The sequence below is a fragment of the Janthinobacterium sp. PLB04 genome, from assembly GCF_021165895.1.
Taxonomy (GTDB): domain Bacteria; phylum Pseudomonadota; class Gammaproteobacteria; order Burkholderiales; family Burkholderiaceae_D; genus Janthinobacterium; species Janthinobacterium lividum.
The window spans coordinates 1799278-1821153 of the sequence record NZ_CP088968.1 but is presented as its reverse complement, the minus strand read 5'-3'; the positions used below and the strand labels follow the sequence as shown (position 1 = coordinate 1821153).

General features: G+C 62.7%; 19 protein-coding genes. 8 read left to right on the top strand and 11 right to left on the bottom strand.

The features are described 5' to 3' along the window. Positions 1 to 5: 5 nt before the first annotated feature. The 4 genes from LSO07_RS07915 (at position 6) to LSO07_RS07900 (ending at position 4963) form a co-directional block, all read left to right on the top strand. A complete protein-coding gene (locus LSO07_RS07915) occupies positions 6 to 1004 on the top strand; it encodes a DUF58 domain-containing protein (RefSeq protein WP_151093189.1) in 999 nt (332 codons plus the stop codon). Beyond that, positions 1001 to 3022: a transglutaminase TgpA family protein gene (locus LSO07_RS07910; RefSeq protein WP_151093187.1), complete on the top strand. Its 2022-nt coding sequence runs from the start codon at positions 1001 to 1003 to the stop codon at positions 3020 to 3022. The genes LSO07_RS07915 and LSO07_RS07910 overlap by 4 nt, the downstream gene beginning before the upstream one ends. Positions 3023 to 3030: 8 nt before the next feature. Then, entirely contained in the window at positions 3031 to 4191 is a 1161-nt protein-coding gene (gene mltB, locus LSO07_RS07905; RefSeq protein WP_225317209.1) for a lytic murein transglycosylase B, read from the top strand. 439 nt (positions 4192 to 4630) lie between these two features. Then, entirely contained in the window at positions 4631 to 4963 is a 333-nt protein-coding gene (locus LSO07_RS07900; RefSeq protein WP_034751784.1) for a hypothetical protein, read from the top strand. A 97-nt stretch (positions 4964 to 5060) separates the two neighbouring features. Here LSO07_RS07900 and cysM read toward each other — a convergent pair whose 3' ends face one another. After that, positions 5061 to 5963 carry a cysteine synthase CysM gene (cysM, locus tag LSO07_RS07895; RefSeq protein WP_034782030.1) on the bottom strand — a complete coding sequence of 301 codons (903 nt, stop codon included), beginning with the start codon at positions 5961 to 5963 and terminating at the stop codon, positions 5061 to 5063. 252 nt (positions 5964 to 6215) lie between these two features. Here cysM and LSO07_RS07890 point away from each other — a divergent pair, with 252 nt between their 5' ends. The 4 genes from LSO07_RS07890 to LSO07_RS07875 all read left to right on the top strand — a co-directional run bounded on the left by LSO07_RS07890 (position 6216) and on the right by LSO07_RS07875 (position 11591). Further along, a complete protein-coding gene (locus LSO07_RS07890) occupies positions 6216 to 7979 on the top strand; it encodes an FAD-dependent oxidoreductase (RefSeq protein ID WP_151093183.1) in 1764 nt (587 codons plus the stop codon). Positions 7980 to 8104: 125 nt separating this feature from the next. After that, positions 8105 to 9679 carry a phospholipase D family protein gene (locus LSO07_RS07885; protein ID WP_151093181.1) on the top strand — a complete coding sequence of 525 codons (1575 nt, stop codon included), beginning with the start codon at positions 8105 to 8107 and terminating at the stop codon, positions 9677 to 9679. A 230-nt stretch (positions 9680 to 9909) separates the two neighbouring features. Beyond that, positions 9910 to 10668: a PEPxxWA-CTERM sorting domain-containing protein gene (locus LSO07_RS07880; protein WP_034782027.1), complete on the top strand. Its 759-nt coding sequence runs from the start codon at positions 9910 to 9912 to the stop codon at positions 10666 to 10668. Positions 10669 to 10745: 77 nt separating this feature from the next. Beyond that, positions 10746 to 11591, top strand: a complete 846-nt coding sequence (locus LSO07_RS07875; RefSeq protein WP_151093179.1) for a sterol desaturase family protein — start codon at positions 10746 to 10748, stop codon at positions 11589 to 11591. A gap of 86 nt (positions 11592 to 11677) precedes the next feature. On the opposite strand, the gene LSO07_RS07870 is transcribed toward LSO07_RS07875, so the two are convergent. From LSO07_RS07870 to LSO07_RS07825, 10 genes are all read right to left on the bottom strand, one after another. Further along, entirely contained in the window at positions 11678 to 12388 is a 711-nt protein-coding gene (locus LSO07_RS07870; RefSeq protein ID WP_151093177.1) for a ComEA family DNA-binding protein, read from the bottom strand. 166 nt (positions 12389 to 12554) lie between these two features. Next, positions 12555 to 13508 carry a D-glycero-beta-D-manno-heptose-7-phosphate kinase gene (gene rfaE1, locus LSO07_RS07865; RefSeq protein ID WP_052140095.1) on the bottom strand — a complete coding sequence of 318 codons (954 nt, stop codon included), beginning with the start codon at positions 13506 to 13508 and terminating at the stop codon, positions 12555 to 12557. Beyond that, positions 13505 to 14872, bottom strand: a complete 1368-nt coding sequence (locus LSO07_RS07860; RefSeq protein ID WP_151093175.1) for a UDP-glucose dehydrogenase family protein — start codon at positions 14870 to 14872, stop codon at positions 13505 to 13507. Before LSO07_RS07860 ends, rfaE1 begins: the two co-directional genes overlap by 4 nt. A gap of 79 nt (positions 14873 to 14951) precedes the next feature. Then, on the bottom strand, positions 14952 to 16127 hold the full coding sequence (gene lapB / locus LSO07_RS07855) for a lipopolysaccharide assembly protein LapB (RefSeq protein WP_034782020.1): 1176 nt from the start codon (positions 16125 to 16127) through the stop codon (positions 14952 to 14954). 46 nt (positions 16128 to 16173) lie between these two features. After that, entirely contained in the window at positions 16174 to 16476 is a 303-nt protein-coding gene (locus LSO07_RS07850; RefSeq protein WP_034751796.1) for a LapA family protein, read from the bottom strand. Positions 16477 to 16730: 254 nt separating this feature from the next. Further along, entirely contained in the window at positions 16731 to 17036 is a 306-nt protein-coding gene (locus LSO07_RS07845) for an integration host factor subunit beta (protein WP_008446215.1), read from the bottom strand. A 17-nt stretch (positions 17037 to 17053) separates the two neighbouring features. Next, entirely contained in the window at positions 17054 to 18733 is a 1680-nt protein-coding gene (rpsA, locus tag LSO07_RS07840; RefSeq protein WP_034751798.1) for a 30S ribosomal protein S1, read from the bottom strand. A gap of 174 nt (positions 18734 to 18907) precedes the next feature. After that, complete coding sequence (gene cmk / locus LSO07_RS07835; RefSeq protein ID WP_070257574.1) at positions 18908 to 19576, bottom strand: (d)CMP kinase; 669 nt, start codon at positions 19574 to 19576, stop codon at positions 18908 to 18910. A 15-nt stretch (positions 19577 to 19591) separates the two neighbouring features. Further along, the gene (aroA, locus tag LSO07_RS07830) at positions 19592 to 20947 is read right to left on the bottom strand and encodes a 3-phosphoshikimate 1-carboxyvinyltransferase (protein ID WP_070282638.1); all 1356 of its coding nucleotides are present in this window, start codon (positions 20945 to 20947) and stop codon (positions 19592 to 19594) included. Between the two features lie 18 nt (positions 20948 to 20965). Then, positions 20966 to 21874 (bottom strand): prephenate dehydrogenase, encoded by a 909-nt coding sequence (locus LSO07_RS07825; protein WP_170846462.1) that lies wholly within the window; start codon positions 21872 to 21874, stop codon positions 20966 to 20968. Between the last annotated feature and the right edge of the window lie 2 nt (positions 21875 to 21876).

The window sequence follows — 21876 nt, the reverse complement described above, 5'->3', positions numbered from 1 at the left end:
CAGCCGTGCGCCTGCGCGATATCCGATGGCTGCCTGCGCGCCCCTGGCTGGGCGCGCAGCGCGTGCACATCCGTCCCTCGCGCGCGGGCCTGGCCTTTGCCGCGCTGCTGCTGGCGCTGTGGATCGCCGCCGTCAATTACCATCTGGGCCTGGGCTACGCGCTGACGTATTTCGCGGCCGCCTGCGCCATCGCCGACATGCTGTTTGCCAGCCGCAACCTGGCGGGCCTGGCGCTGGCCGCCACGCCGGGCGAGCCCGTGTTCGCGGGCAGCCAGGCCATGTTCACCTTGCGCCTGATCAACCGCAGCACGCGCCCGCGCCATGCGATCCGGCTGGCCGTGATCAATTCCACTGCAGCGCCCGGCCAGGCAGATATCGCCGCCCACGGGGAAACGGCCGTCAGCATCGTCGTGGCGGCGCGGCAACGCGGCTGGCTCGATGCGCCCTCCATGCGCCTGTCCGGCAGTTTCCCGCTGGGCCTGTTTATTGCCTGGTGCCATTGGCAACCCGAAGCGCGCTTGCTCGTATATCCGCAGCCCGAGCAGAACGCGCCGCCGCTGCCCTTGCCGGCCGGCACGGTGCAACAGGCGCAGCAAACACAACAATCACGCTCGTCCGGCGGCGCCCTGGAACTGGCGGGCGTACACGCCTACCAGCCCGGCGATCCCTTGCACCGCCTGGCCTGGCGCCAGATCGCCCGGCATGACGGCGAGCATTTATTCAGCAAGCAATTCCAGCCTGCCGCCGACGCACAGTCGGGCACAGCCCGTGGCAGCATCGTGTTCGATCATGCCGCCCTGCACGCGCTGACGCCGGAAGCGCGCCTGTCACGCCTGGCCGCCTGGGTGCTGCAGGCGGAACGCACGGGCTTGCCGTATGGTTTGCGCCTGGGCACGCTGACTCTGGCGCCTGCCTTGGGCGCCAGCCAGCGCGACGCCTGCCTGCGCGCGCTGGCCCTGCATGACGTGCCGCACGATTTGCCACAGGATGAGGCCATGGCATGAGGCAATGGCTGGCCAACTTGCCGCGTGACAAGGCCGACATCCTGCTGCTGTTGCTGGCCGCCGCCATGGTGCTGGCGCCGCACGCGCTGCACCTGCCCCCGTGGCTGTCGGCCGCCGCTGCCGCGCCGCTGCTGTGGCGCGCCGTCATCACCGTGCGGGGCCGGCGCCAGCCTCAGCTAGCCGTGCTCGCGCCGCTGGCTTTGCTGGGCATCGCCGCCGTCTACGCCAGCTATGGCACGCTGCTGGGACGCGATGCGGGCGTGGCCATGCTGGTCCTGCTGCTAGCCTTGAAATCGCTGGAAATGCATGGCCGGCGCGACATTTTCGTCTTTGTCTTCCTCGGTTTTTTCCTCCTGCTGGCAAACTTCTTTCATGCGCAAGGCATCCTCAGCGCCGCCTGGATGCTGGCCACCGTCATCGTCTTGCTGGCCTGCCTGTTGTCGGCCCAGTACGGCGCCATGCAGCCGCGCCTGGCGCAAAGGCTGGGCTTGCTGGGACGCATGCTGGCGCTGGCCATTCCCCTGTCGGCCCTGATGTTTCTTGCCGTGCCACGCATCGACGGCCCCCTGTGGGGCACGGCACAAGAAGGCGCGCAAGCGCGCACAGGCTTGTCCGACAGCATGCAGCCGGGCGCCATCGCCTCGCTGGCCCTTTCAAGCGAACCCGTCTTTACTGCCGATTTCAGCACAGCTATCCCGCCACAGGATCAGTTGTATTGGCGCGGCGTGGTGCTGGGCGACTACGATGGCGCCACCTGGACGCGCAGGGGCGCCGGCCAGCGCACGCCTGCCGGCGACAGCCGGATAGACATCGCGCTGGAAGGTCAGCCCAGCCAGTACGAAGTGACGTTGCAAGCGAGCGGCCAGCGGCGCATCTTCGCGCTCGATGTGCCGCGCAGCATCGAGCGCTTGCCCGGCAATCCATATGTCGTGTCGTCCGCGCTGGAAGTGCTGACCGTACAACCCATTACTTCGACCGTGCGTTACCGCGCCAGTTCCCAGCCCAGCTACCGGCTGCAGGCAGGCTTGTCGGTCGCGCAGCAACAGCCATGGCTGGCCTTGCCTGCTGGCAGCAATCCGCGCAGCGTGGCCTGGGCCCGCGCATTGCGCGGCCATGGCGCGCAGGCGCTGGCGCCCGCCGACGCCATCGCCGCCGTGTTGCAGCACTTCCGCCGCGCACCCTTCCGCTACACCTTGCAGCCACCGCTGCTGGGCAAGCATGGCGTCGACGACTTCCTGTTCACCACGCAGGCGGGCTTTTGCGAACATTACGCCGGCAGCTTTGTCGTGCTGATGCGTGCCATGGGCATACCCGCGCGCGTCGTCACGGGCTACCAGGGCGGCCTGCGCAACGGGACAGGCAACAGCTTGAGCGTGCGCCAGTCAGACGCCCATGCCTGGAGCGAAGTGTGGCTGGCGGGCCGGGGCTGGGTGCGCATCGATCCCACCGGCGCCGTCGCGCCCCTGCGCACGGAGCGCAACCTTGATGCCGCCCTGCCGCCGGCCCCGTCGCCGCTGACGGCATGGCGCGCCCTGGCAGGGCTCGATGGCGGCGCGCACGGGGCGCTTGCCGCGTGGCGCCAGCAATGGCAGCAAGCCGAGCACGCCTGGAGCAGCTGGGTGCTCGACACCTCGCCGCAACGCCAGCGCGCCATCCTCGATGGCTTGAAAAACGTGCCGGCGAAAAAGCTGGCACTCGCTTGTGCCGTATTGGCCCTGCTGTGCGCCGTGGCGGGCGTATTGGTCTGGTGGTGGCAAGCCCGGCAAGGCGATCCGCTCGACATCCTGTACGCGCAATTTTGCCGCCAGCAGGCGCGGCGCGGCTACAGCCGTGCGCCGCATGAAGGCCCGCACGGTTATGCTGCCCGGTTGGCCGCGGGCAAGGCCACACAAGAGGCGCACGCCGCCATCGCACAGTTTCTGGCAATCTATGCCGCGATGAAGTATGGTAATGCCAACCCAGACGAACAACTCCGCGCGCGGCGCAGCTTGCGCCGCCTGTTAACCCAATGCCGATGAGACGCTCCTTGTTACCGATCAAATACTCCGCCCTGTCCCTGCTCCTCTCCCTTCCCCTGTGCCTGTCCACCGCGCACGCTGGCGAAAACAGCAACATTTCCGCTGCCGACCGCGCCCGTGCCGTGCGCGCGGCCAAGGCCCAGCCCGTCAAGAAGGTGGCTGGCAAGCCGGCGGCGAAGAAAGCACCGGCGAAATTCGACTTCGAAGGCGAATTTGTCGACTATGCCAATTGGAAAGAAGTACGCGCCTTCCTCGACGACATGTCCGCCAAGCACGGCTTTGACCGCGCCGAACTCGATACCCTGATCGGCAAGGTGCGCTATGTTGAGTCGACCGTGCAACTGATGAAGCCAGCCCCGCCGGGCAAGCCAAAGAACTGGCAAGCATACAGCTCCCGCTTCATCGAGCCGGTGCGCATCAATGCGGGCGTGAAATTCTGGGAAGAGAACGCGGAAGCGCTGGCGCGCGCCGAACGCGAATATGGCGTGCCGGCCGAGATCATCGTCGGCATCATCGGCGTGGAAACCGTGTACGGACGCAATACGGGCCGCTTCCGCGTGCTCGACGCGCTGACCACCCTGGCGTTTTCCTATCCGGAAAGCCCGACGCGGGCCGCGCGCATGGAGTTTTTCAAGGGAGAACTGGAAAACGCGCTGCTGTACGCGCGCAAGGATGGCATCGATCCCTTGACCCTGCTCGGTTCGTATGCGGGCGCCATCGGCCTGCCCCAGTTCATGCCTAGCAGCATCATGAAATATGCGGTGGACTTCGATGGCGATAGTCACATCGACCTGCGCAATTCGACGGCCGACGCCATCGGCAGCGTCGCGCATTTCCTCGTCGAACACGGCTGGCGGCGCGACGATCCGGCCATCAGCACGTATCCCGTCACCGTTTCGGCCAGCCGCGCGTGGGAAAAGTTCATCGGCCAGGGCTTGCAGGCGAAGTACCGGCTGGCGGAATTGCAGGAAGCTGGCGTGAGTGCCGCCCCGTCCACGCCTCAGAACATGTTGTTTGGCTTGATCGACTTGCAAAATGGTTCAGAAGCAACTGAGTATCACTTGGCAACCAATAACTTCTTTGCTATAACTCAGTACAACAGAAGTTATTTTTATGCCATGTCAGTGATTGACTTGGGCAAGGCCATCAGTCAAGTGCGCGCACGCTAACCGAAAGTCAGTGTAAAGTTATAATATTACTTGTAAGAAAGCGTAAGCGATATTGAAGCGACCAGAAAACAGGTCTATGGTAAGGGCCGATAACATGTGCCAGCCTTGCTCGCCAGCCTTTGTGCGGCACGGAATACGGAAATGGTTTTATACTTAACTTTTGTCAAAGTACAATTTTTGTTCTATCATAGAGCATAATAAAGAATAAATAGGTGTTGCAACTAGACAACACCGATTCTGTACCAGGCAAGATTATCGGGCTTTCCCGCCTGAAATTGAATCCTGTTGTACAATTGTGTATATATCATGAAAAACTGTATCCCGGATCGTACCGTGTGTGAATTCGTTCCTTTTAGTAAAGAATGAACATGAACGCAGCAAGAGCGAGCTCCGAGTGTTTTTTACTTTGCAGTGCAACTACAGAAGGAACAATAACATCATGACAAACCAAGTCGGCATTGATATGAACAGCGATTCGGACTCCGACGATCTGCTTCAATACAACCCAAACAGATTGCTCGATACCCTGATCGAAAACCTGCGCCTGAAAAACGATGCAGCCCTGTCCCGCGCGCTGGAAGTAGCGCCACCAGTCATCAGCAAAATCCGCCACCACCGCCTGCCGGTCGGCGCATCGCTGCTGATCCGCATGCACGAAGTCAGCGACCTGAGCATCCGCGACCTGCGTTACCTGATGGGTGACCGCCGCAACAAATTCCGCATCAGCGACAAGCAATTCAAGCCAAAAGAAGGCGAAACGCCACAAGGCTGATCCTGCCAGTTTCGCAGGTTTTCCCTCCCCGCCATGGGGAGGGGGTATTTCCAGCAGTTCTCAGGCCGTTCTGGCCGATATCAATTCAATTACACCATTACGCAGGGAAAACACCTGTGGACAGATAGCGGTCGCCACGGTCGCACACGACAAACACGATCGTCGCGTTTTCCACCGTTTGCGAGATGCGCAACGCGATTTCGCAGGCGCCGGCTGCCGAGATGCCGCAGAACAAGCCCTCTTCCGCGGCCAGGCTGCGCGCCATGCGCTCGGCCACGCCCTGGCTCACGTATTCCACCTGGTCGACGCGCGACTTGTCGTAGATCTTCGGCAAGTACGCTTCCGGCCACTTGCGGATGCCGGGAATCTGCGATCCTTCCTCGGGCTGGGCGCCGATGATCTGGATGGCGGGATTCTGCTCTTTCAAATAGCGCGACACGCCCATGATGGTGCCCGTCGTGCCCATGGCGCTGACGAAGTGCGTGATCCGGCCTTCCGTGTCGCGCCAGATTTCCGGTCCCGTGCTTTCATAGTGGGCGCGCGAATTGTCTTCGTTGGCAAACTGGTCGAGGATCACGCCGCGGCCATCCTTCTGCATCTGCTCGGCCAGGTCGCGTGCATATTCCATGCCGCCCGTCCTCGGCGTCAATAAAATGTCGGCGCCGTAGGCCGCCATGCTCTGGCGGCGCTCCACGCTGAGGTTATCCGGCATCAGCAATAACATCTTGTAGCCGCGCAAGGCAGCGGCCATGGCCAGTGCGATGCCCGTATTGCCGCTGGTCGCCTCGATCAGGGTATCGCCCGGCTTGATGACGCCACGCTCTTCGGCGCGCTTGAGCATGGACATGGCAGCGCGGTCCTTTACGGAGCCGGCCGGATTATTACCCTCCAGCTTGCCAAGGATGACGTTGTTGCGCGCAAGCGCATCGGCACCCGGCAAGCGCGTCAGCTGCACCAGCGGGGTATTGCCTATCGTATCTTCAAGTGTCTTGTAAGCCATCGTGTCTGTTTGAGTGGATTCAACAAAGACCCATTCTAATATGAGATGCTGGACGGTGTATCACTCATCGGCGCCGGCATCCGGGCCCGCGGGCGCGTCCGGCTGCGCCGCCACATGCCGCATGACGCCTGCCGCGCCGCCATTTCCGGGCGTGCGCCAGGGATATTGCGGCAGGCGCGCGCCGCATGCGCTAGACTCGTCACTGTTAGTTATTTTTGTTATTTGCTTATTCAGTCTTCGAACGGACTCGCCATGGCCAGCAGCACACCCGAATTCATTCCCGAAACGACGCAGGACGATCCCGTCCAGTTCGCCACGCTCGACTTGCAGGGCCGCAGCCACCAGATCTCGCCCGTCTTCAATGCGCCCGAACTGCAGCGCTTGCAGCGCTATGGCACGCGGCAACACTTTGCCGATGGCGATACGCTGTTCGAGGCGGGCAGCAGCAGTTTCGGCATGCTGGTGATACTGTCGGGGCGGGTCAGCATCAAGCGCCACGAGGTGCTGGGGCAGGCGTCGCAGCTGCGCGAAGTGGGTGTCGGCCACTTCATTGCCGAGGTGGCGCAATTGTCCGGCCGCCCTACCCTCGTCAACGGCAGCGCCGTGGGCGCGGTGGAATTGCTCGACATCAGTTCGGAATCCTTGCGCGCGCTGATCGTGGCCGAGGCGGAGATGGGCGAACGCATCGTGCGCGCCCTGATCCTGCGCCGCGTGGCGCTGATCGAGTCCAATTCGGGCGGCCCCGTGCTGGTGGGACCGCGCGGCAATGGCAATCTGTTCCATCTGCAAAGCTTTTTATCGAGCAATGGCCATCCGCACACAGTACTCGACCCGACCACCGATGCGGCCGCCGCCGCGCTGGCCGAGCGCTACCAGCCCACGCCGCAGGAATGGCCGCTGGTGGTCTGTCCTGATGGCAAGATCATGAAGAATCCCGGCAATGCGGAACTGGGACGCTGCCTGGGCATGCTGCCCGATTTGTCCGGCGACAAGATTTTTGACGTGCTGGTGGTGGGCGCCGGTCCTGCCGGCCTGGCCACGGCCGTGTATGCGGCATCCGAAGGCTTGAGCGTGCTGGCCCTGGAACAGCGCGCGTATGGCGGCCAGGCGGGCGCCAGCGCGCGCATCGAAAATTACCTGGGCTTTCCCACCGGTATTTCCGGCCGTGCACTGGCAGGACGCGCCTACGTGCAGGCGCAAAAATTCGGCGTCGAGATCGCCACTCCGGCCAGCGCCGCCAACTTGCTCTGCGACACCTGGCCGCTGCGCGTCAATCTGTGCGACGGCACGCAGGTGCGCGCCCGCACGGTGGTGCTGTCCTGCGGCGCGCGCTACCGGCGTCCCTCGCTGGCGAACCTGAAAACGTATGAGGGACGGGGCGTGTATTACTGGGCCTCGCCCATCGAAGCCAAGCTGTGCCGGCAGGAAGAGATCATCCTGGTCGGCGGCGGCAATTCGGCCGGCCAGGCGGCCGTGTTTCTCTCCGGCCACGCCGCCAAGGTCCACATGGTGATCCGCGGCGAAGGGCTGGCGGCCAGCATGTCGAGCTACCTGATCGAGCGCATCGCCGCCACGCCCAACATCACCCTGCATACGCACACGGAAATCATCGCCCTCGAAGGCGACGACGATGGCTTGACGGAGGTGCGCTGGCGCAACAACCGTACGGGCGAGGAAGCCGATTGCGCCGTGCGCCGCGTGTTTCTCTTCGTCGGCGCCGATCCGAACACGGACTGGCTGCACGACTGTGCCGTGGCCGTCGACGAACAGGGTTTCATCCGCACGGGCTTCGACGTCACGCGCGCAGAATGCCGCGCCCATGGCCACGGCCACGTGGTGTATCCCCCCGACTTGCCGGACCGGGCCGCGCTGGAAACGAGCGTGCCGGGCGTGTTCGCCATCGGCGACGTGCGGGCCGGCTCAACCAAACGCGTGGCCGCCGCCGTCGGCGAAGGGGCGGCCGTGGTATCGCAGATTCACGGCTTCCTGGCGCGGCTGCCGGCGGGCTCGGCCTGAAAATCGTGCATTGTAGAAACTGCTACAATCGGCTGTTGCCATCCAGCTGAAAGAGTCCGCATGCCCCACACCGCCAAGCTTTCCTCGCGCCGCAGCATGTCCGCGGCCCGCTGACGGTGCGCCGCATGTTCATCAAGTTGCTGCTGCTGGCCACCTTGTTTGCCGTGCTCAGCATCGGCGCCCTGTACAGCTATGGGCGTTTCGCCGAGCGGTCGCTGGGCGCGCCTGGCACGGCCTTGCCCGTGGCGGCAGACGCCACCCTGCTCGACCGCGTGCTGGCGCCGCAACTGGCGCAACGCCCGGGCCACAGCGGCACGGCCCTGATCGACGACAATCTGGAAGCCTTCGCCCTGCGCGCACTGAGCGCGCGCGAGGCGGGACGCAGCCTCGACCTGCAGTACTACATCTGGCATAACGACGTCACGGGACGGTTGCTGGTGCGCGAACTGCTGCGCGCGGCCGACCGCGGCGTGCGCGTGCGCGTGTTGCTCGACGATATCAACGCGCGCGGCCAGGACGCCGCCATCCTCGCGCTCGACAGCCACCCGCTGATCGACGTGCGCATCTTCAATCCGAGCCGCAACCGCGACGGCATCTGGTTGCGCGCCGTGGAAATGGCCTTGCGCGCCGTCAGCCTGAACCGGCGCATGCACAACAAGGCATGGATCGTCGATGGCAGGGTGGCCCTCGTCGGCGGGCGCAATATCGGCGATGAATACTTTGATGCCGCCGAGCAAGTCAATTTCCAGGATGCTGACTTGCTGCTGGTGGGCCCCGCCGTGCAGCAGACGAGCGATATCTTCGACCGCTTCTGGAACAGCCGCGCCGTCATCCCCATCAGCGCCTTGCACGCTGGCAAGGACGCGGGCGCGCCGGAATTGCCGCAGTTGCCCGCCGTGCGTGCCCGCCTCGACGCGCTCACGGGCGAACTGGGCGCCTCGCCCTACCTGCGGCAGCTGACGGATACGGGCCAGCTGCAAGCCCACCTCGACGGCCGGATACGCCTGCACTGGAGCGGGCAAGTGCAAGTGCTGTCGGACCCGCCGGAAAAAGCCGCGCCCGTGGCCAGTTTGCAACGCAGCGAGCACTGGCTCATGCACAGTTTGCTGCCCCTGTTGACGGACGCGCGCGAAGAAGCGCTGCTGACCTCGCCTTATTTTGTGCCCGGCACGGCGCTGACGCAGACCCTGGCCGAAAAAGTCGCGGCCGGCGTCAAGGTCCAGGTACTGACCAACTCGCTGGCGGCCACCGACGTGGCCCTCGTGCATGCGGGCTATGCGCGCTACCGGCAGGCGCTGCTGGGCGGCGGCATCGAGCTGTATGAATTGAAGACCCTGCACCGCAAGCGCATCAGCCTGATGGGTTCGAGCCGCGCCAGCCTGCATACCAAGGCCGTGGTGGTCGACGGCCAGAGGGGCTTCGTCGGCTCCTTCAACCTCGATCCCCGCTCGGCCCAGCTGAATACGGAGATGGGCGTGCTGTTCAACGACGCCGCACTGGCGGCCGACATGCGCACGCTGTTCCTGCACTCGACGGCTAGCGACACCAGCTATCGTTTGCTCCTCGACAACGGCGCCCTGCGCTGGTCCGACGCCACAGAAGAGCCAGCCAAGGTGTGGACGCACGAGCCGGAAGCAGGCATCTGGCGCCGCATGCTGGTGTACGTGATGCGCTGGCTGCCGATCGAGTCGCAGCTGTAGCCGCGCATGGCATGCAAAAACTTTAACCCTGGCAAGATTACCATCTAAAAATATTTGTTGTTTTCTAAACATGTTAGATGCCGTTTTGCCAAACGCTGCTATAATCGCTTCAACGAGACACCACCGCTGTGTCCGCAATACCTTTCTCGCCCTTCCGCGATTGAATCCAACGTTGGCCAAAAGCTCGCCGACAGACTGCAACACTACCCTGTCACTTTTGGAGCTTTATCATGCGTAAAACATCTATCTTGCTGGCGCTGGCCGCCGCTTCCCTGTGCGTCACTGCTGCCCAGGCCGCCACAACCAACCTGGTCAAGAATGGCGATTTCGAACTGACCAGCAACGGCACCTCGAAACAGCTGAACGAAGGCAGCTACGCCCGCGCGGACCGCACCTACCTGAGCGACTGGTCCAGCAAGGGCTATAACTTTGTCTTGAATGGTAACAACATCGACGACACCAACGCCGCGACGGCGCTGGCCTTGTGGGGCCCGAATTCGTATAGCGGCGCGGGACCGAAAAACGGCCTGGGTGTCAGCCCCACGGGCGGCAATGTGCTGGCTGCCGACTGGGATTATTTCCCTGGTCCCGTCACGCAGCTGGTCAGCGGCCTGGTGGCCGGCCATGCCTACACCCTGAGTTTTTCGTATGGCGCGGGCCAGCAAGTGGGCTTCCGCGGCGATAACCTCGTCAATTACTGGGACGTTGCGCTGGGCAGCAGCAAGCAGCAGACGGCATCGCTGGCCAATGTCAGCCAGGGCTTCACGGGCTGGCACCAGGCCAGCATGACCTTCACGGCCACGAACAGCAGCGAATTGCTGTCGTTCATGGCCAAGGGCAGCCCGACGGGCGCGCCACCGTTCATGCTGCTCGATGGCGTATCGCTGGTGTCGGCCGTGCCGGAACCATCGACCTGGGGCATGCTGATCGGTGGACTGGGCTTGCTGGGCTTCATGGCGCGCCGCCGCAAGGCTGTTGTTGCAGTCTGAGCCGCCAGCGCGCATAACAGAATCCGGACCAGCCCAGCTTTGTCCGGATTTTTTTTGTTCTTACCTGATGGAATGAAATGAGCCTGCTGCACACCTTGCAAACCCACCTGCCCGGCATCGCCATCGATGTGCTGCGCCTGATCCTGTGGCTGGTGCTCCTGGCCGTGATTTTCGTGCCGCTCGAGCGCTTCTTTGGCGAACGTCACGCGGGGCGTGCCCGCACGGAACTGTTCAGCGACCTGGGCTTTTATTTCATCAGCAGTCTGCTGCCGGCCGCCTTGCTGGCCGCGCCGCTGGCCCTGATCGCCGTCGCTGGCCAGCGCTTGCTGCCGGATGCCATCCCCGCCGCCCTGTCTGCCCTGCCCCTGTGGGGCAAGATACTGCTGGGCTTGCTGATCGGCGAAGTCGGCACTTACTGGGGCCATCGGCTCAGCCATGAAATTCCATGGCTGTGGCGCTACCATGCCGTGCACCACAGCACGGAACAGCTGTATTTCCTCGCCAATACGCGCACCCATCCAGTCGACATGGTCGTCACGCGCCTGTTCGGCCTGACACCCCTGTATCTGCTGGGCCTGGCCGGCCCAAGTGCGGCAGGCAGCGCCGCCCCCGTGCTGCTGTTGCTGATCGGCACCGTCTGGGGCTTCTTCATCCACGCCAACCTGCGCTGGCGCTTCGGCCCGCTGGAATGGCTGGTGGCCACGCCCGCCTTCCACCACTGGCATCACAGCAAATTCGAGCACATCAACCGCAACTACGCCTCTACCTTACCCGTGCTGGACCGGCTGTTCGGCACATATCACTTGCCGCGCGCCTGGCCGGCCGCCTGCGGCATCGAGGCCGCCATGCCGCAGACGCTGGCGGGGCAACTGGCTGCGCCATTCCGGCGCACTGGCAAGCCGGAAGTCCAGGCTGCGGAATAAAAAAAACCCCGCGCGGCCGGTACCACGCGGGGTTTTCTTCTCGTGCTGCGCGGCACCACCACGCAACACGCTTCACAACGACACGCTTACTTTTTCTCGGCTTCGGCCTTCTTCGCGTCGGCAGCAGCCAGTTTGGCTTCCTTCTTCGCAGCCGCTTCCGCAGCCTTGGCTTCTTTCTTGGCGGCCGTTGCCGCTTTCTTCGCGGCAGCGGCTTCCTTCTTCGTTTCGGCAGCCGTTTTCACGGGGGCGGCATCGGCCGCCGCGGCAGCAGGAGCAACGGCTGCTGCAGGCACTGCCTTGGCGGCGGCGGCTTCTTTTTTCGCGGCAGCGGCGGCGGCCTTGGCTTCTTTCTTGGCAGCAGCAGCTTCCTTCCTCGTTTCAGCAGCTGTCTTGGCTGGCGCCGCAGCGGTGTCTGTCGCAGCAGCGGGCTTCGGTGCGGCTTCTTTCGCTGCAACTTCCTTCACAGCAGCGTCCTTTTTTGCCGGGGCAGCTTTCGCCGCCGGAGCCGGTGCCGCTGGCGCGCCGGACTTGGCCTGGCCATTCACCTGCAAGCCCGCTTCCGACAGCTTCACGGAACTTTTCGGGCCGATGCCCTTCACGCGTGTTTCGAAATCAGCCCAATCCTTGAAGGCGCCGCCCTTGGCGCGTTCATCGATGATGGCTTTCGACGTGACGGGGCCGATGCCCTTGACGCTGTCGAGTGCCGCCTGATCCGCCTTGTTGACATCGACCTGGGCAAAGGCAAAGCCCATCGTCGCGATCAGTGTGGCGATGGCCAGCAGTATTTTTTTGAACATGGGTATCTCTCCGTAATGTGGTTTCAAGATGACTCGAACGCAAAGGAGGAACAGCGCCTTAACGGCTTTAACGGCTGTGGCGTGATACGGTTGACAAGACGGGACAGCGAAACGGTGGGGAAACCTGCGCCAGATCAAACAGACCGGCGCAGGTGATACAGCATATTTACTGCGGGAACAGCTCTTCTCGGGTGACGGTGGCCGTGCCCAGCTTGCCGACGACGATGCCGCCGGCGCGGTTGGCCGTGCGCACGGCGTCGCCCAGGCTCATGCCGGCGCCCAGCATGGCCGCCATGGTGGCGATCACCGTGTCGCCGGCGCCCGAGACATCGAACACTTCGCGCGCATCGGTGGGCATGTGCACCACCTCATCGGCCGTGTACAGGCTCATGCCCTCTTCCGAGCGCGTCAGCAGCAAGGCGTCCAGGCCCAGTTGCGCGCGCATCTGCTGCGCGCGCTCCGTGAGTTGCTCTTCCGTGTTCCAGCTGCCGATCACGCGGCGCAGTTCAGACTTGTTCGGAGTGAGTACTGACGCACCCGAATAGCGGCTGAAATCATCGCCTTTCGGGTCGACCATGACGATCTTGCCGGCCTTTCTCGCCGCCTTGATCATCTCGGCCACGTTCACCAGGCTGCCTTTGGCGTAATCGGACAGGACCACCACATCGTAGTGCGGCAAGAGGGCATTAAACTGCGCCAGCTTGTCGCGCAGCACCGTATCGCTGGGCGCATCTTCGAAGTCGATGCGCAGCATCTGCTGCTGCCGGCCGATCACGCGCAGCTTGATGATGGTGGAAATGGCCGCATCGCGCTGCAGATAACTGTGGATGCCGCCGCCTTCGAGCAGGCGCTCGACCTGGCTGCCGGCCTCGTCGTCGCCCACCACGCCCAGCAAGCTCGTCTTCGCGCCCAGCGCGGCCGCGTTGCGCGCCACGTTGGCCGCCCCGCCCAGGCGCTCTTCGCGCTTCTCGATGCGCACGATGGGCACGGGCGCTTCCGGCGAGATGCGGCTGACATCGCCGAACCAGTAGCGGTCCAGCATCACATCGCCCACCACCAGCAGGCGTACCTGGGCCAATGCGGCCGGCGCCGTCAAGGCGACCACCTCTTGGGCGCTCATGCGCGCGTCAGGATCGAGCGACCGATCCCGTGGTATTCGATGCCATTCTCGGCCATGACGGCCGGCTCGAACAGGTTACGCCCGTCAAAGATCACGGCCTGCTTCAGGCGCGCCTTGATCTGCTCGAAATCAGGACTGCGGAAGGCTTTCCATTCGGTCACGATGACCAGCGCATCGGCGTCCTGCAGCGCATCCTTCGGACTGTCGGCAAAGCGCACCTTGGCCAGTTGCTCCGGCGTCAAGTCCAGTTGCAGCACGCGGCGCGCCTCGGCCATGGCGACGGGGTCATACACGGCCACGGTGGCGCCGCGTGCCAGCAAGTCCGCCAGCAGGACACGGGCCGACGCTTCGCGCATGTCGTCCGTATTCGGCTTGAAGGCCAGGCCCCACACGGCGAAATGCCGGCCCGTCAGGTCGCTGCCGAAGCGAGTGACCACTTTGCGGCCCAGCACCTGCTTCTGCTGGTCATTGACGGCTTCGACGGCACGCAGGATCAGCAGTTCCTGGCCGTGGCCGCGCGCCGTGCGCTCGAGCGCCTGCACGTCTTTCGGGAAACAGGAACCGCCATAGCCGCAGCCGGCGTACAGGAAGCTGTGGCCGATGCGCGGATCGGAACCGATGCCGTGGCGCACGGCCTCGATGTCGACGCCCACCTTGTCGGCCAGGTTCGCCAATTCATTCATGAACGAGATGCGCGTGGCCAGCATGGCATTGGCCGCATACTTCGTGAATTCGGCCGAGCGCACATCCATCCAGTAGGTGCGCTCGTGGTTGCGGTTGAACGGCGCATACAGGCTTTTCAGCAATTCGCGCGCGCGCTCGCCGTCTGGCGTCGCATCGACACCGATGACGATGCGGTCGGGGCGCATGAAATCTTCGACGGCAGCGCCTTCCTTGAGGAATTCCGGGTTCGACGCCACCGAGAACGTGGCGGCCACGCCGCGTGCATCGAGTTCGCCCTGGATGGCGGCGCGCACTTTTTCGGCTGTGCCAACGGGCACGGTGGACTTGTCGACGATGACCTTGAAGTCCGTCATGTACTTGCCGATGCCGCGCGCCGCCGCCAGCACGTATTGCAGGTCGGCCGAGCCGTCTTCATCGGGCGGCGTGCCGACGGCGATGAATTGCATCACGCCGTGCGCGGCAGCAGCCTCGACGTCGGTGGAAAAGGTCATGCGGCCGGCGGCGCGGTTGCGCGCCACGACTTCTTCCAGGCCAGGTTCATGGATGGGGATGCCGCCGCTGTTGAGCAAAGCGACCTTCTGTGCGTCCAGGTCGAGGCAAAAGACGTCGTTGCCCAGCTCCGCCAGGCAGGCGCCGGTCACGAGGCCAACATAGCCGGTGCCGATAATGGTGATTTTCATGGATGTACCGTATGGATAAAAAGCAGGTCTTACATAGAAGTACACGCCACATTGCTCAGGGCAAGGTGACGTGTACGAATCAGTTCATGACATTGAGTTCTTCTGTGCGGCGTGGTGGGTAAGTCTCCCACTTGTTGCAGCCAGGGCAGTGCCAGTAGAACTGGCGCGCCTTGAAGCCGCAGTGGCTGCACTGGTAGCGGGCCAGCTTCTGCGTGTAGCCGTGCACGAGGTTTTTCACCATCGACAGCTCGGACCAGATGGCGGCCGGCGCATCCATCATGCGCGCTTCCAGCAGTTTATCCAGGCCCAGCAGGGTCGGCGTGCGGCGCAGCTCGGCGCTGACCAGCTGCTTCGCCGCTTCCACGCCGTCGAGCTCGATGACGGCCTTGAAGACGACTTCGATCAGGTCGATCGACGACGCCTCTTCCAGATAGGAGCGCAGCAAGTTGACGCCTTCCTGCGCACGGCCGACCTTGGTATACCCGTCCATCAGGCGCTGCGCCACCAGGGCTACGTGCGGCACGCTTTGCTGCTCCACGCGGCGCCAGGTGGTCAGCGCGCCTTCCACGTCGCCGCGCGCCAGCAGCACGTCGCCCGTCAGGATGGTGGCACGCACGCTCTTGCGGTCCGTCTGCAAGGCTTTTTCCAGCAGCGGCATGGCGTCGTCCGGCTTCATGTGCACGAGGGCGTCATGCGCCAGTTCGCAATAGAACTGGGCGATTTCCTTCTGGCGCGCGCCGGCGCCCGATTCCTGCAAGCCCACGGCCGCTTCGATGGCGCGTGGCCATTCCTTTTCGCGCTGGTAGATTTCCAGCAGCGCGCGGCGCGCCTGGGCCGCATATTGCGTGTCGACCAGGCTGTTGAAGGTTTCTTCGGCGCGGTCCAGCAAGCCTGCCTTCAGGTAATCCATGCCCAGCTCATAGGCGGCATGGCCCTGCTGTTCCAGCGGCAGGTCCGGGCGCGCCAGCAAATTCTGGTGCACGCGGATGGCGCGCTCCGTTTCGCCGCGGCGGCGGAACAGATTGCCCAGCGCAAAGTGCATATCGGCCGATTCCGGGTCCAGCTTGACGACTTCGATGAAGGCATCGATGGCCTTGTCATGCTGTTCATTGAGCAGGAAATTCAAGCCCTTGAAGTAATTGCGCGGCAGGCTGCGCGATTCGGACACCAGTTGATGAATGTCCACACGCGCGGCAATCCAGCCCAGCGCGAAAAACACCGGGATACCCAAGAGCCACCAGAGTTCAAAATCCATGCGATTGTTTTTATTCGAGTAAGAGAGATAGGAGCGACGGCGCCGCTTACTGCGCGCTCACGCTGTCCGGTTGCGGCTGGACATTGCTGGCCACGCCAACGGTCTGCAGCGCGGCAATGGTGGTTTTTTGCTTGGTCGCTTCGCGGCGGTGACGGAACACGGTCGGCGTCAGGGCCAGTACGCCCAGGCTGGCGCCAGCGACAAAAAAGCCCAGCAGCATCAAGACCAGGGGGCCGCGAATTTCATAATTGAGGAATACATGCAAGTCGACAACCTGCGCATTCTTCAGCGCAAAACTGAAGAACAGGACGAAAAGAACACAGCCAACGATGGTGGAGATGATTTTCATCGATAGGTCCAGAGTGAACAAAAAAAATGCCCGTGCCATATGACACAAACGTAGAGCGCTGATCAAACCGTAGCGAGCGTCAGCGAGGCTCGGCGCCCCCTTTGGTCCGAGAAGCGCAACCGTACTGAAGTACGGTGAGCATCGCAGGCCGCAAAGCGTGACGCGCAGTAGCTGATGTCAGGCATTCTCAGCATATTAACAAAAAAAAGCGGCATCCAAGGACGCCGCTTTCTATGTCGCCTTCCAGCAGACGATTAATCCTCGATAATCGGTTGCCCGACCATCGCGTCCACCCGCTCGCGCAACTGTTTGCCCGGCTTGAAGTGGGGTACCCGTTTTTCGGGAACCATCACCTTGTCGCCGGACTTCGGGTTGCGGCCGATGCGCGGGGGCCTGCTGTTCAGGGCAAAACTGCCAAAACCGCGGATCTCGATACGCTGACCAGTCGCCAGGGCGTTGGTCATCGCATCGAGAATGGTCTTGACGGCATACTCCGCATCTTTCGCCACCAGCTGAGAATAACGCTCAGCGAGGCGGTTGATCAGCTCGGACTTTGTCATCTGCCGTATCCGCAGTCTTAGTTCTTGTTATCGAACTTAGCTTTCAACAAGGCGCCCAGGCTGGTGGTGCCCGAAGCTGCGTTGTTGTCGGTAGCTGCCATCTTCTGCATGGCTTCCTGGGTTTCAACATTGTCTTTCGCTTTGATCGACAGTTGGATACCACGGGCTTTGCGGTCGATGTTCAACACCATTGCTTCGACGGTGTCGCCGACTTTCAGGTGCGTACCAGCATCTTCAACGCGGTCGCGCGAGATTTCGGAAGCGCGCAGGTAGCCTTCAACTTCTTCGGACAGTTGGATCACGGCGCCTTTAGGCTCAACCGATTTAACGGTACCGGTTACCAGCGAGCCTTTGTCGTTCATGGCTGCGAAGTTGTTGAATGGGTCACCTTCCAGTTGCTTGACGCCCAGGGAAACGCGCTCGCGCTCAACGTCGATGGCCAGAACGATGGCTTCCAGTTCGTCACCTTTCTTGAAGCGACGCACGGCTTCTTCGCCGGTTTCGGTCCAGGACAGGTCGGACAGGTGCACCAGACCGTCGATGTTGCCGGCCAGGCCGATGAACACGCCGAAGTCGGTGATCGATTTGATCGCGCCGCGGACTTTGTCACCTTTCTTATGGGTAACACCGAAGTCGTCCCATGGATTGGCTTTGCACTGTTTCATGCCCAGCGAAATACGACGACGCTCTTCGTCGATTTCCAGAACCATCACTTCTACTTCGTCGCCCAGTTGGACAACTTTGTTAGGAGCAACGTTTTTGTTCGTCCAGTCCATTTCGGAAACGTGTACCAGACCTTCGATACCTTGTTCCACTTCAACGAACGCGCCGTAGTCGGTCAGGTTCGTTACTTTACCGAACAGACGGGTGCTTTGTGGGTAACGACGGGACAGACCGGTCCAAGGATCGTCGCCCAGTTGTTTCACGCCCAGCGAAACACGGTTTTTCTCTTGATCGTATTTCAGGACTTTGGCGGTGATTTCCTGGCCAACCGTCAGAACTTCCGACGGGTGACGTACACGGCGCCATGCCAGGTCGGTGATGTGCAGCAGGCCATCGATACCGCCCAGATCCACGAACGCGCCGTAGTCGGTGATATTTTTGACGACGCCGGTCACGACCGTGCCTTCTTTCAGCGTTTCCATCAGTTTCTGACGCTCTTCGCCCATCGAAGCTTCGATGACGGCGCGGCGGGACAGAACCACGTTGTTACGCTTGCGATCCAGCTTGATCACTTTGAATTCGAGGGTTTTGCCTTCGAATGGGGTGGTGTCTTTGACAGGACGGGTATCAACCAGCGAGCCCGGCAGGAATGCGCGGATGCCGTTGGTCAACACGGTCAGACCGCCTTTGACTTTACCATTGACGGTACCGACGACGATTTCGCCCGATTCCATCGCTTTTTCCAGAGCCAGCCACGAAGCCAGACGCTTGGCTTTATCGCGCGACAGGATGGTATCGCCGAAACCGTTTTCCAGCGATTCGATCGCCACGGAAACGAAGTCACCAACTTTGACTTCCAGTTCGCCGTGGTCGTTCTTGAATTCTTCGACAGGGATGAATGCTTCGGATTTGAGGCCAGCGTTCACGATCACGAAATTGTGGTCGAGGCGCACGACTTCAGCGGAAATAACTTCGCCGGAGCGCATATCTTGACGCGACAACGATTCCTCGAAGAGCGCAGCAAAACTTTCCATACCGGTAGATTCGTTAGTTGTAACAGTAGACATAGGGTTCACACAGGTTATCCAGCAGAGATCGCACAATGCGACTTAAACTGGGTTAGGTTTTTGACACACCCGGACAGGCCAGGAGCCGTCAACGGGCACCACATAGCATGCACTACACATCAATACACGCTATTTTGCTGCTTATTTTGCAACTGCGGCATACCATTTCAACACGGTTTCAACAGCTTCATCCGCTGTCATGGCCGAGGTATCGAGGACATGCGCCCCTTCCGCGGGGACCAGCGGCGCAATCGCACGGTGAGTATCACGTTCGTCCCGCGCCTGCAAATCCATCAGAAGGTCTTCCATATTAGCAGAAAAACCCTTGTCTATCAATTGCTTGTAGCGCCGTTGCGCGCGCGCCTCGACGCTGGCCGTCAGGAAGACCTTCAATTGCGCATGCGGGAAGATCACCGTGCCCATGTCGCGCCCGTCGGCCACCAGGCCCGGCGTCTTGCGAAAGCCCAGCTGCAAGCCCACGAGGGCATGGCGCACCGTTGGCAATACGGCAATCTTCGACGCCGTATTGCCCACCTCTTCGGCACGGATCTGCTCGGTGACGTTTTCATGCGCCAGCAGGATCTCGCCACCCGCAAAATGGCAGGGCAAGTGTTCGGCCAGCTTGGCCAGCGCGTGCTCGTCGCGCAAGTCAGTGCCGCGGCGCAGCGCGCTCAAGGCCGTCAGGCGGTACAGCGCGCCCGAGTCCAGGTAATGAAAGCCCAGCTTGTCGGCCACGCGGTGCGCCACCGTGCCCTTGCCGGAAGCGGTGGGGCCGTCGATGGCGATGACTGGGATGTGGGAGGTCGGCATAGTATGAGCAATCAATTAAATCAGGGTGTCTTTTGCAATCCCCGCAAACGCGGCGAAATACTCGGGGAAGGTCTTGGCCACGCATTTCGGGTCGTTGATGCGCATCTCATTGCCGCGGCGCGCGGCGCCATCCAGCGAGGCGAGCGAGAAGCACATGGCCATGCGGTGGTCGTCATACGTGTCGATGGTGGCGGCAAGAATCTCGGCCGGCGGCGTCACGCGCAGGTAATCGGCGCCCTCTTCCACTTCCGCGCCCAGCTTGCGCAATTCCGTCGCCATGGCGGCCAGGCGGTCCGTTTCCTTCACCCTCCAGCTGGCGATATTGCGCAAAGTGCTGGTGCCGTCCGCGTACAGGGCGGCCACGGCGATCGTCATGGCCGCGTCGGGAATATGGTTGAAATCCATGTCGACGGCTTTCAATACGCCGTTGGAACGGGCTTCGATCCAGTTCTCGCCCATGGTGATGGTCGCGCCCATCTGCTGCAAGGCTTCGACGAAGCGCACGTCGCCCTGGATGCTGTCGCGCCCCACGCCTTCCACGCGCACGGGACCGCCGCCGATGGCGCCGGCCGCCAGGAAATACGAGGCCGACGACGCATCGCCTTCCACGTGGATGGTGCCCGGGCTTTGATATTGCTGGCCCGGCTGCACGGTGAACGACTGCCAGCCGTCATGCTCGACCGTCACACCGAAACGGCGCATCAGGTTCAGCGTGATCTCGATGTACGGCTTCGAAATCAGCTCGCCCGTCACATCGATGGTGACAGCATGGTCGCGCGCCATCAGCGGCGCCACCATCAGCAAGGCCGTCAAAAACTGGCTCGACACGTTGCCGCGCACGGCGATGCGCTGCGCGTGGATGTGGCCGCGGCGGATGCGCAGCGGCGGGAAGCCCTGCTCGCCCGTGTATTCGATCTGCGTGCCGACGGCGTTCAGCGCGTCGACCAGGTCGCCGATGGGGCGCTCGTGCATGCGCGATACGCCATGCAGGGTATAGTCGCCGCCGATCACGGCCAGCGCCGCCGTCAGCGGGCGGATCGCCGTGCCGGCGTTCCCCATGAACAGGTCCGCCTCGTGGTGCGGGAACACGCCGCCGCAGCCTTCCACGTGGTGGATCTGATGCGCCGTGGCCGGATCGCCCGTCAGCTCGTCCTGCGTCCATTTCACGCCCAGCGACGTCAATGCCGTCAGCATGACGAAGGTGTCGTCGGAGGCGAGCAGGTCGACGATCTTCGTCGTGCCCTTGGCCAGCGCGGCCAGCAGCAGCACGCGATTGGAAATGCTTTTCGAGCCGGGCAAGCGCACCGTGCCTTCGGCATGCATCACCGGCTTCAAATCGATATGGTGGGGGTAGTGCTTGGTCTGGGTCATGCTGGAATCCTTGAGTATTTATCGTGAGGGCAAGGCTGGCACTTCCGCCGTTTCAATCGCCTCGATCCATTGCTGCCGCGCGTGCTGGGCGTTCGCATACACGCCTTCGATGGCGGCGCCGTCATTCGCGGCCAGATGGGCGCGCAAGGTCGTCAACTGCGCCAGGTAGGCGTCCAGTTCGTGCAGCAGCGCCGGCTGGTTGGCCAGACTGATGTCGCGCCACATTTCCGGCGATGAGCCAGCGATGCGCGTAAAGTCGCGAAAGCCGCTGGCCGCGTATTGGAACAGCAGGCCCGCGTGCGGTTTGTTGGCGATGTCGTCGACCAGCGCAAAGGCCAGCAGATGCGGCAGATGGCTGACGGCGGCAAACACCTTGTCATGTTCTTCGGGGCTCAAAGTGTGCAGGATGGCGCCGCAGGCGCGCCACGCGGCCGCCACGCGCGCCACGTCAGCCGCAGCGTTTTCCGCCAGCGGCGTGAGCACCACTTTCTTGCCCTGATACAGATCGATGATGGCGGCGTCGGGGCCATTCGTCTCGCGCCCCGCGATCGGGTGGCCGGGCACGAATTGCCCGACTTTTCCACCCAGCGCCGCGCGCGCGGCCGCCACCACGTCGCTCTTCGTGCTGCCCGCATCGGTGACGATGGTGCCCGGCTGCAGGTGCGGCGCGATGGCTGCCAGGATGGCGCCCGTTTGCGCCACGGGCGCGGCCAACAGCACCAGATCGGCGCCATGCAAGGCTTGCGCCATGTCGCCGCCGATTTCATCGATGATGCCCAGTTCGAGCGCGCGCACCATCGACGCCTGCGAGCGACCCATGCCGACCACGGTGGCCGCCACGCCCGCATGTTTCAGGGCGCGCGCGAACGAACCGCCGATCAGGCCTACGCCAAAGATGACTACCTTGTTCAGTGCAGGCGTCGTCATAT

What these genes read in the sequence shown, in the direction of transcription:
- LSO07_RS07910 (WP_151093187.1), top strand. Translation starts at nt 1,001, where the DNA reads ATGAGGCAATGGCTGGCCAACTTGCCGCGTGACAAGGCCGACATCCTG.
- LSO07_RS07900 (WP_034751784.1), top strand. Translation starts at nt 4,631, where the DNA reads ATGACAAACCAAGTCGGCATTGATATGAACAGCGATTCGGACTCCGAC.
- cysM (WP_034782030.1), bottom strand. Translation starts at nt 5,963, where the DNA reads ATGGCTTACAAGACACTTGAAGATACGATAGGCAATACCCCGCTGGTG.
- LSO07_RS07890 (WP_151093183.1), top strand. Translation starts at nt 6,216, where the DNA reads ATGGCCAGCAGCACACCCGAATTCATTCCCGAAACGACGCAGGACGAT.
- LSO07_RS07885 (WP_151093181.1), top strand. Translation starts at nt 8,105, where the DNA reads ATGTTCATCAAGTTGCTGCTGCTGGCCACCTTGTTTGCCGTGCTCAGC.
- LSO07_RS07880 (WP_034782027.1), top strand. Translation starts at nt 9,910, where the DNA reads ATGCGTAAAACATCTATCTTGCTGGCGCTGGCCGCCGCTTCCCTGTGC.
- LSO07_RS07875 (WP_151093179.1), top strand. Translation starts at nt 10,746, where the DNA reads ATGAGCCTGCTGCACACCTTGCAAACCCACCTGCCCGGCATCGCCATC.
- LSO07_RS07870 (WP_151093177.1), bottom strand. Translation starts at nt 12,388, where the DNA reads ATGTTCAAAAAAATACTGCTGGCCATCGCCACACTGATCGCGACGATG.
- rfaE1 (WP_052140095.1), bottom strand. Translation starts at nt 13,508, where the DNA reads ATGAGCGCCCAAGAGGTGGTCGCCTTGACGGCGCCGGCCGCATTGGCC.
- LSO07_RS07860 (WP_151093175.1), bottom strand. Translation starts at nt 14,872, where the DNA reads ATGAAAATCACCATTATCGGCACCGGCTATGTTGGCCTCGTGACCGGC.
- lapB (WP_034782020.1), bottom strand. Translation starts at nt 16,127, where the DNA reads ATGGATTTTGAACTCTGGTGGCTCTTGGGTATCCCGGTGTTTTTCGCG.
- LSO07_RS07850 (WP_034751796.1), bottom strand. Translation starts at nt 16,476, where the DNA reads ATGAAAATCATCTCCACCATCGTTGGCTGTGTTCTTTTCGTCCTGTTC.
- LSO07_RS07845 (WP_008446215.1), bottom strand. Translation starts at nt 17,036, where the DNA reads ATGACAAAGTCCGAGCTGATCAACCGCCTCGCTGAGCGTTATTCTCAG.
- rpsA (WP_034751798.1), bottom strand. Translation starts at nt 18,733, where the DNA reads ATGGAAAGTTTTGCTGCGCTCTTCGAGGAATCGTTGTCGCGTCAAGAT.
- cmk (WP_070257574.1), bottom strand. Translation starts at nt 19,576, where the DNA reads ATGCCGACCTCCCACATCCCAGTCATCGCCATCGACGGCCCCACCGCT.
- aroA (WP_070282638.1), bottom strand. Translation starts at nt 20,947, where the DNA reads ATGACCCAGACCAAGCACTACCCCCACCATATCGATTTGAAGCCGGTG.
- LSO07_RS07825 (WP_170846462.1), bottom strand. Translation starts at nt 21,874, where the DNA reads ATGACGACGCCTGCACTGAACAAGGTAGTCATCTTTGGCGTAGGCCTG.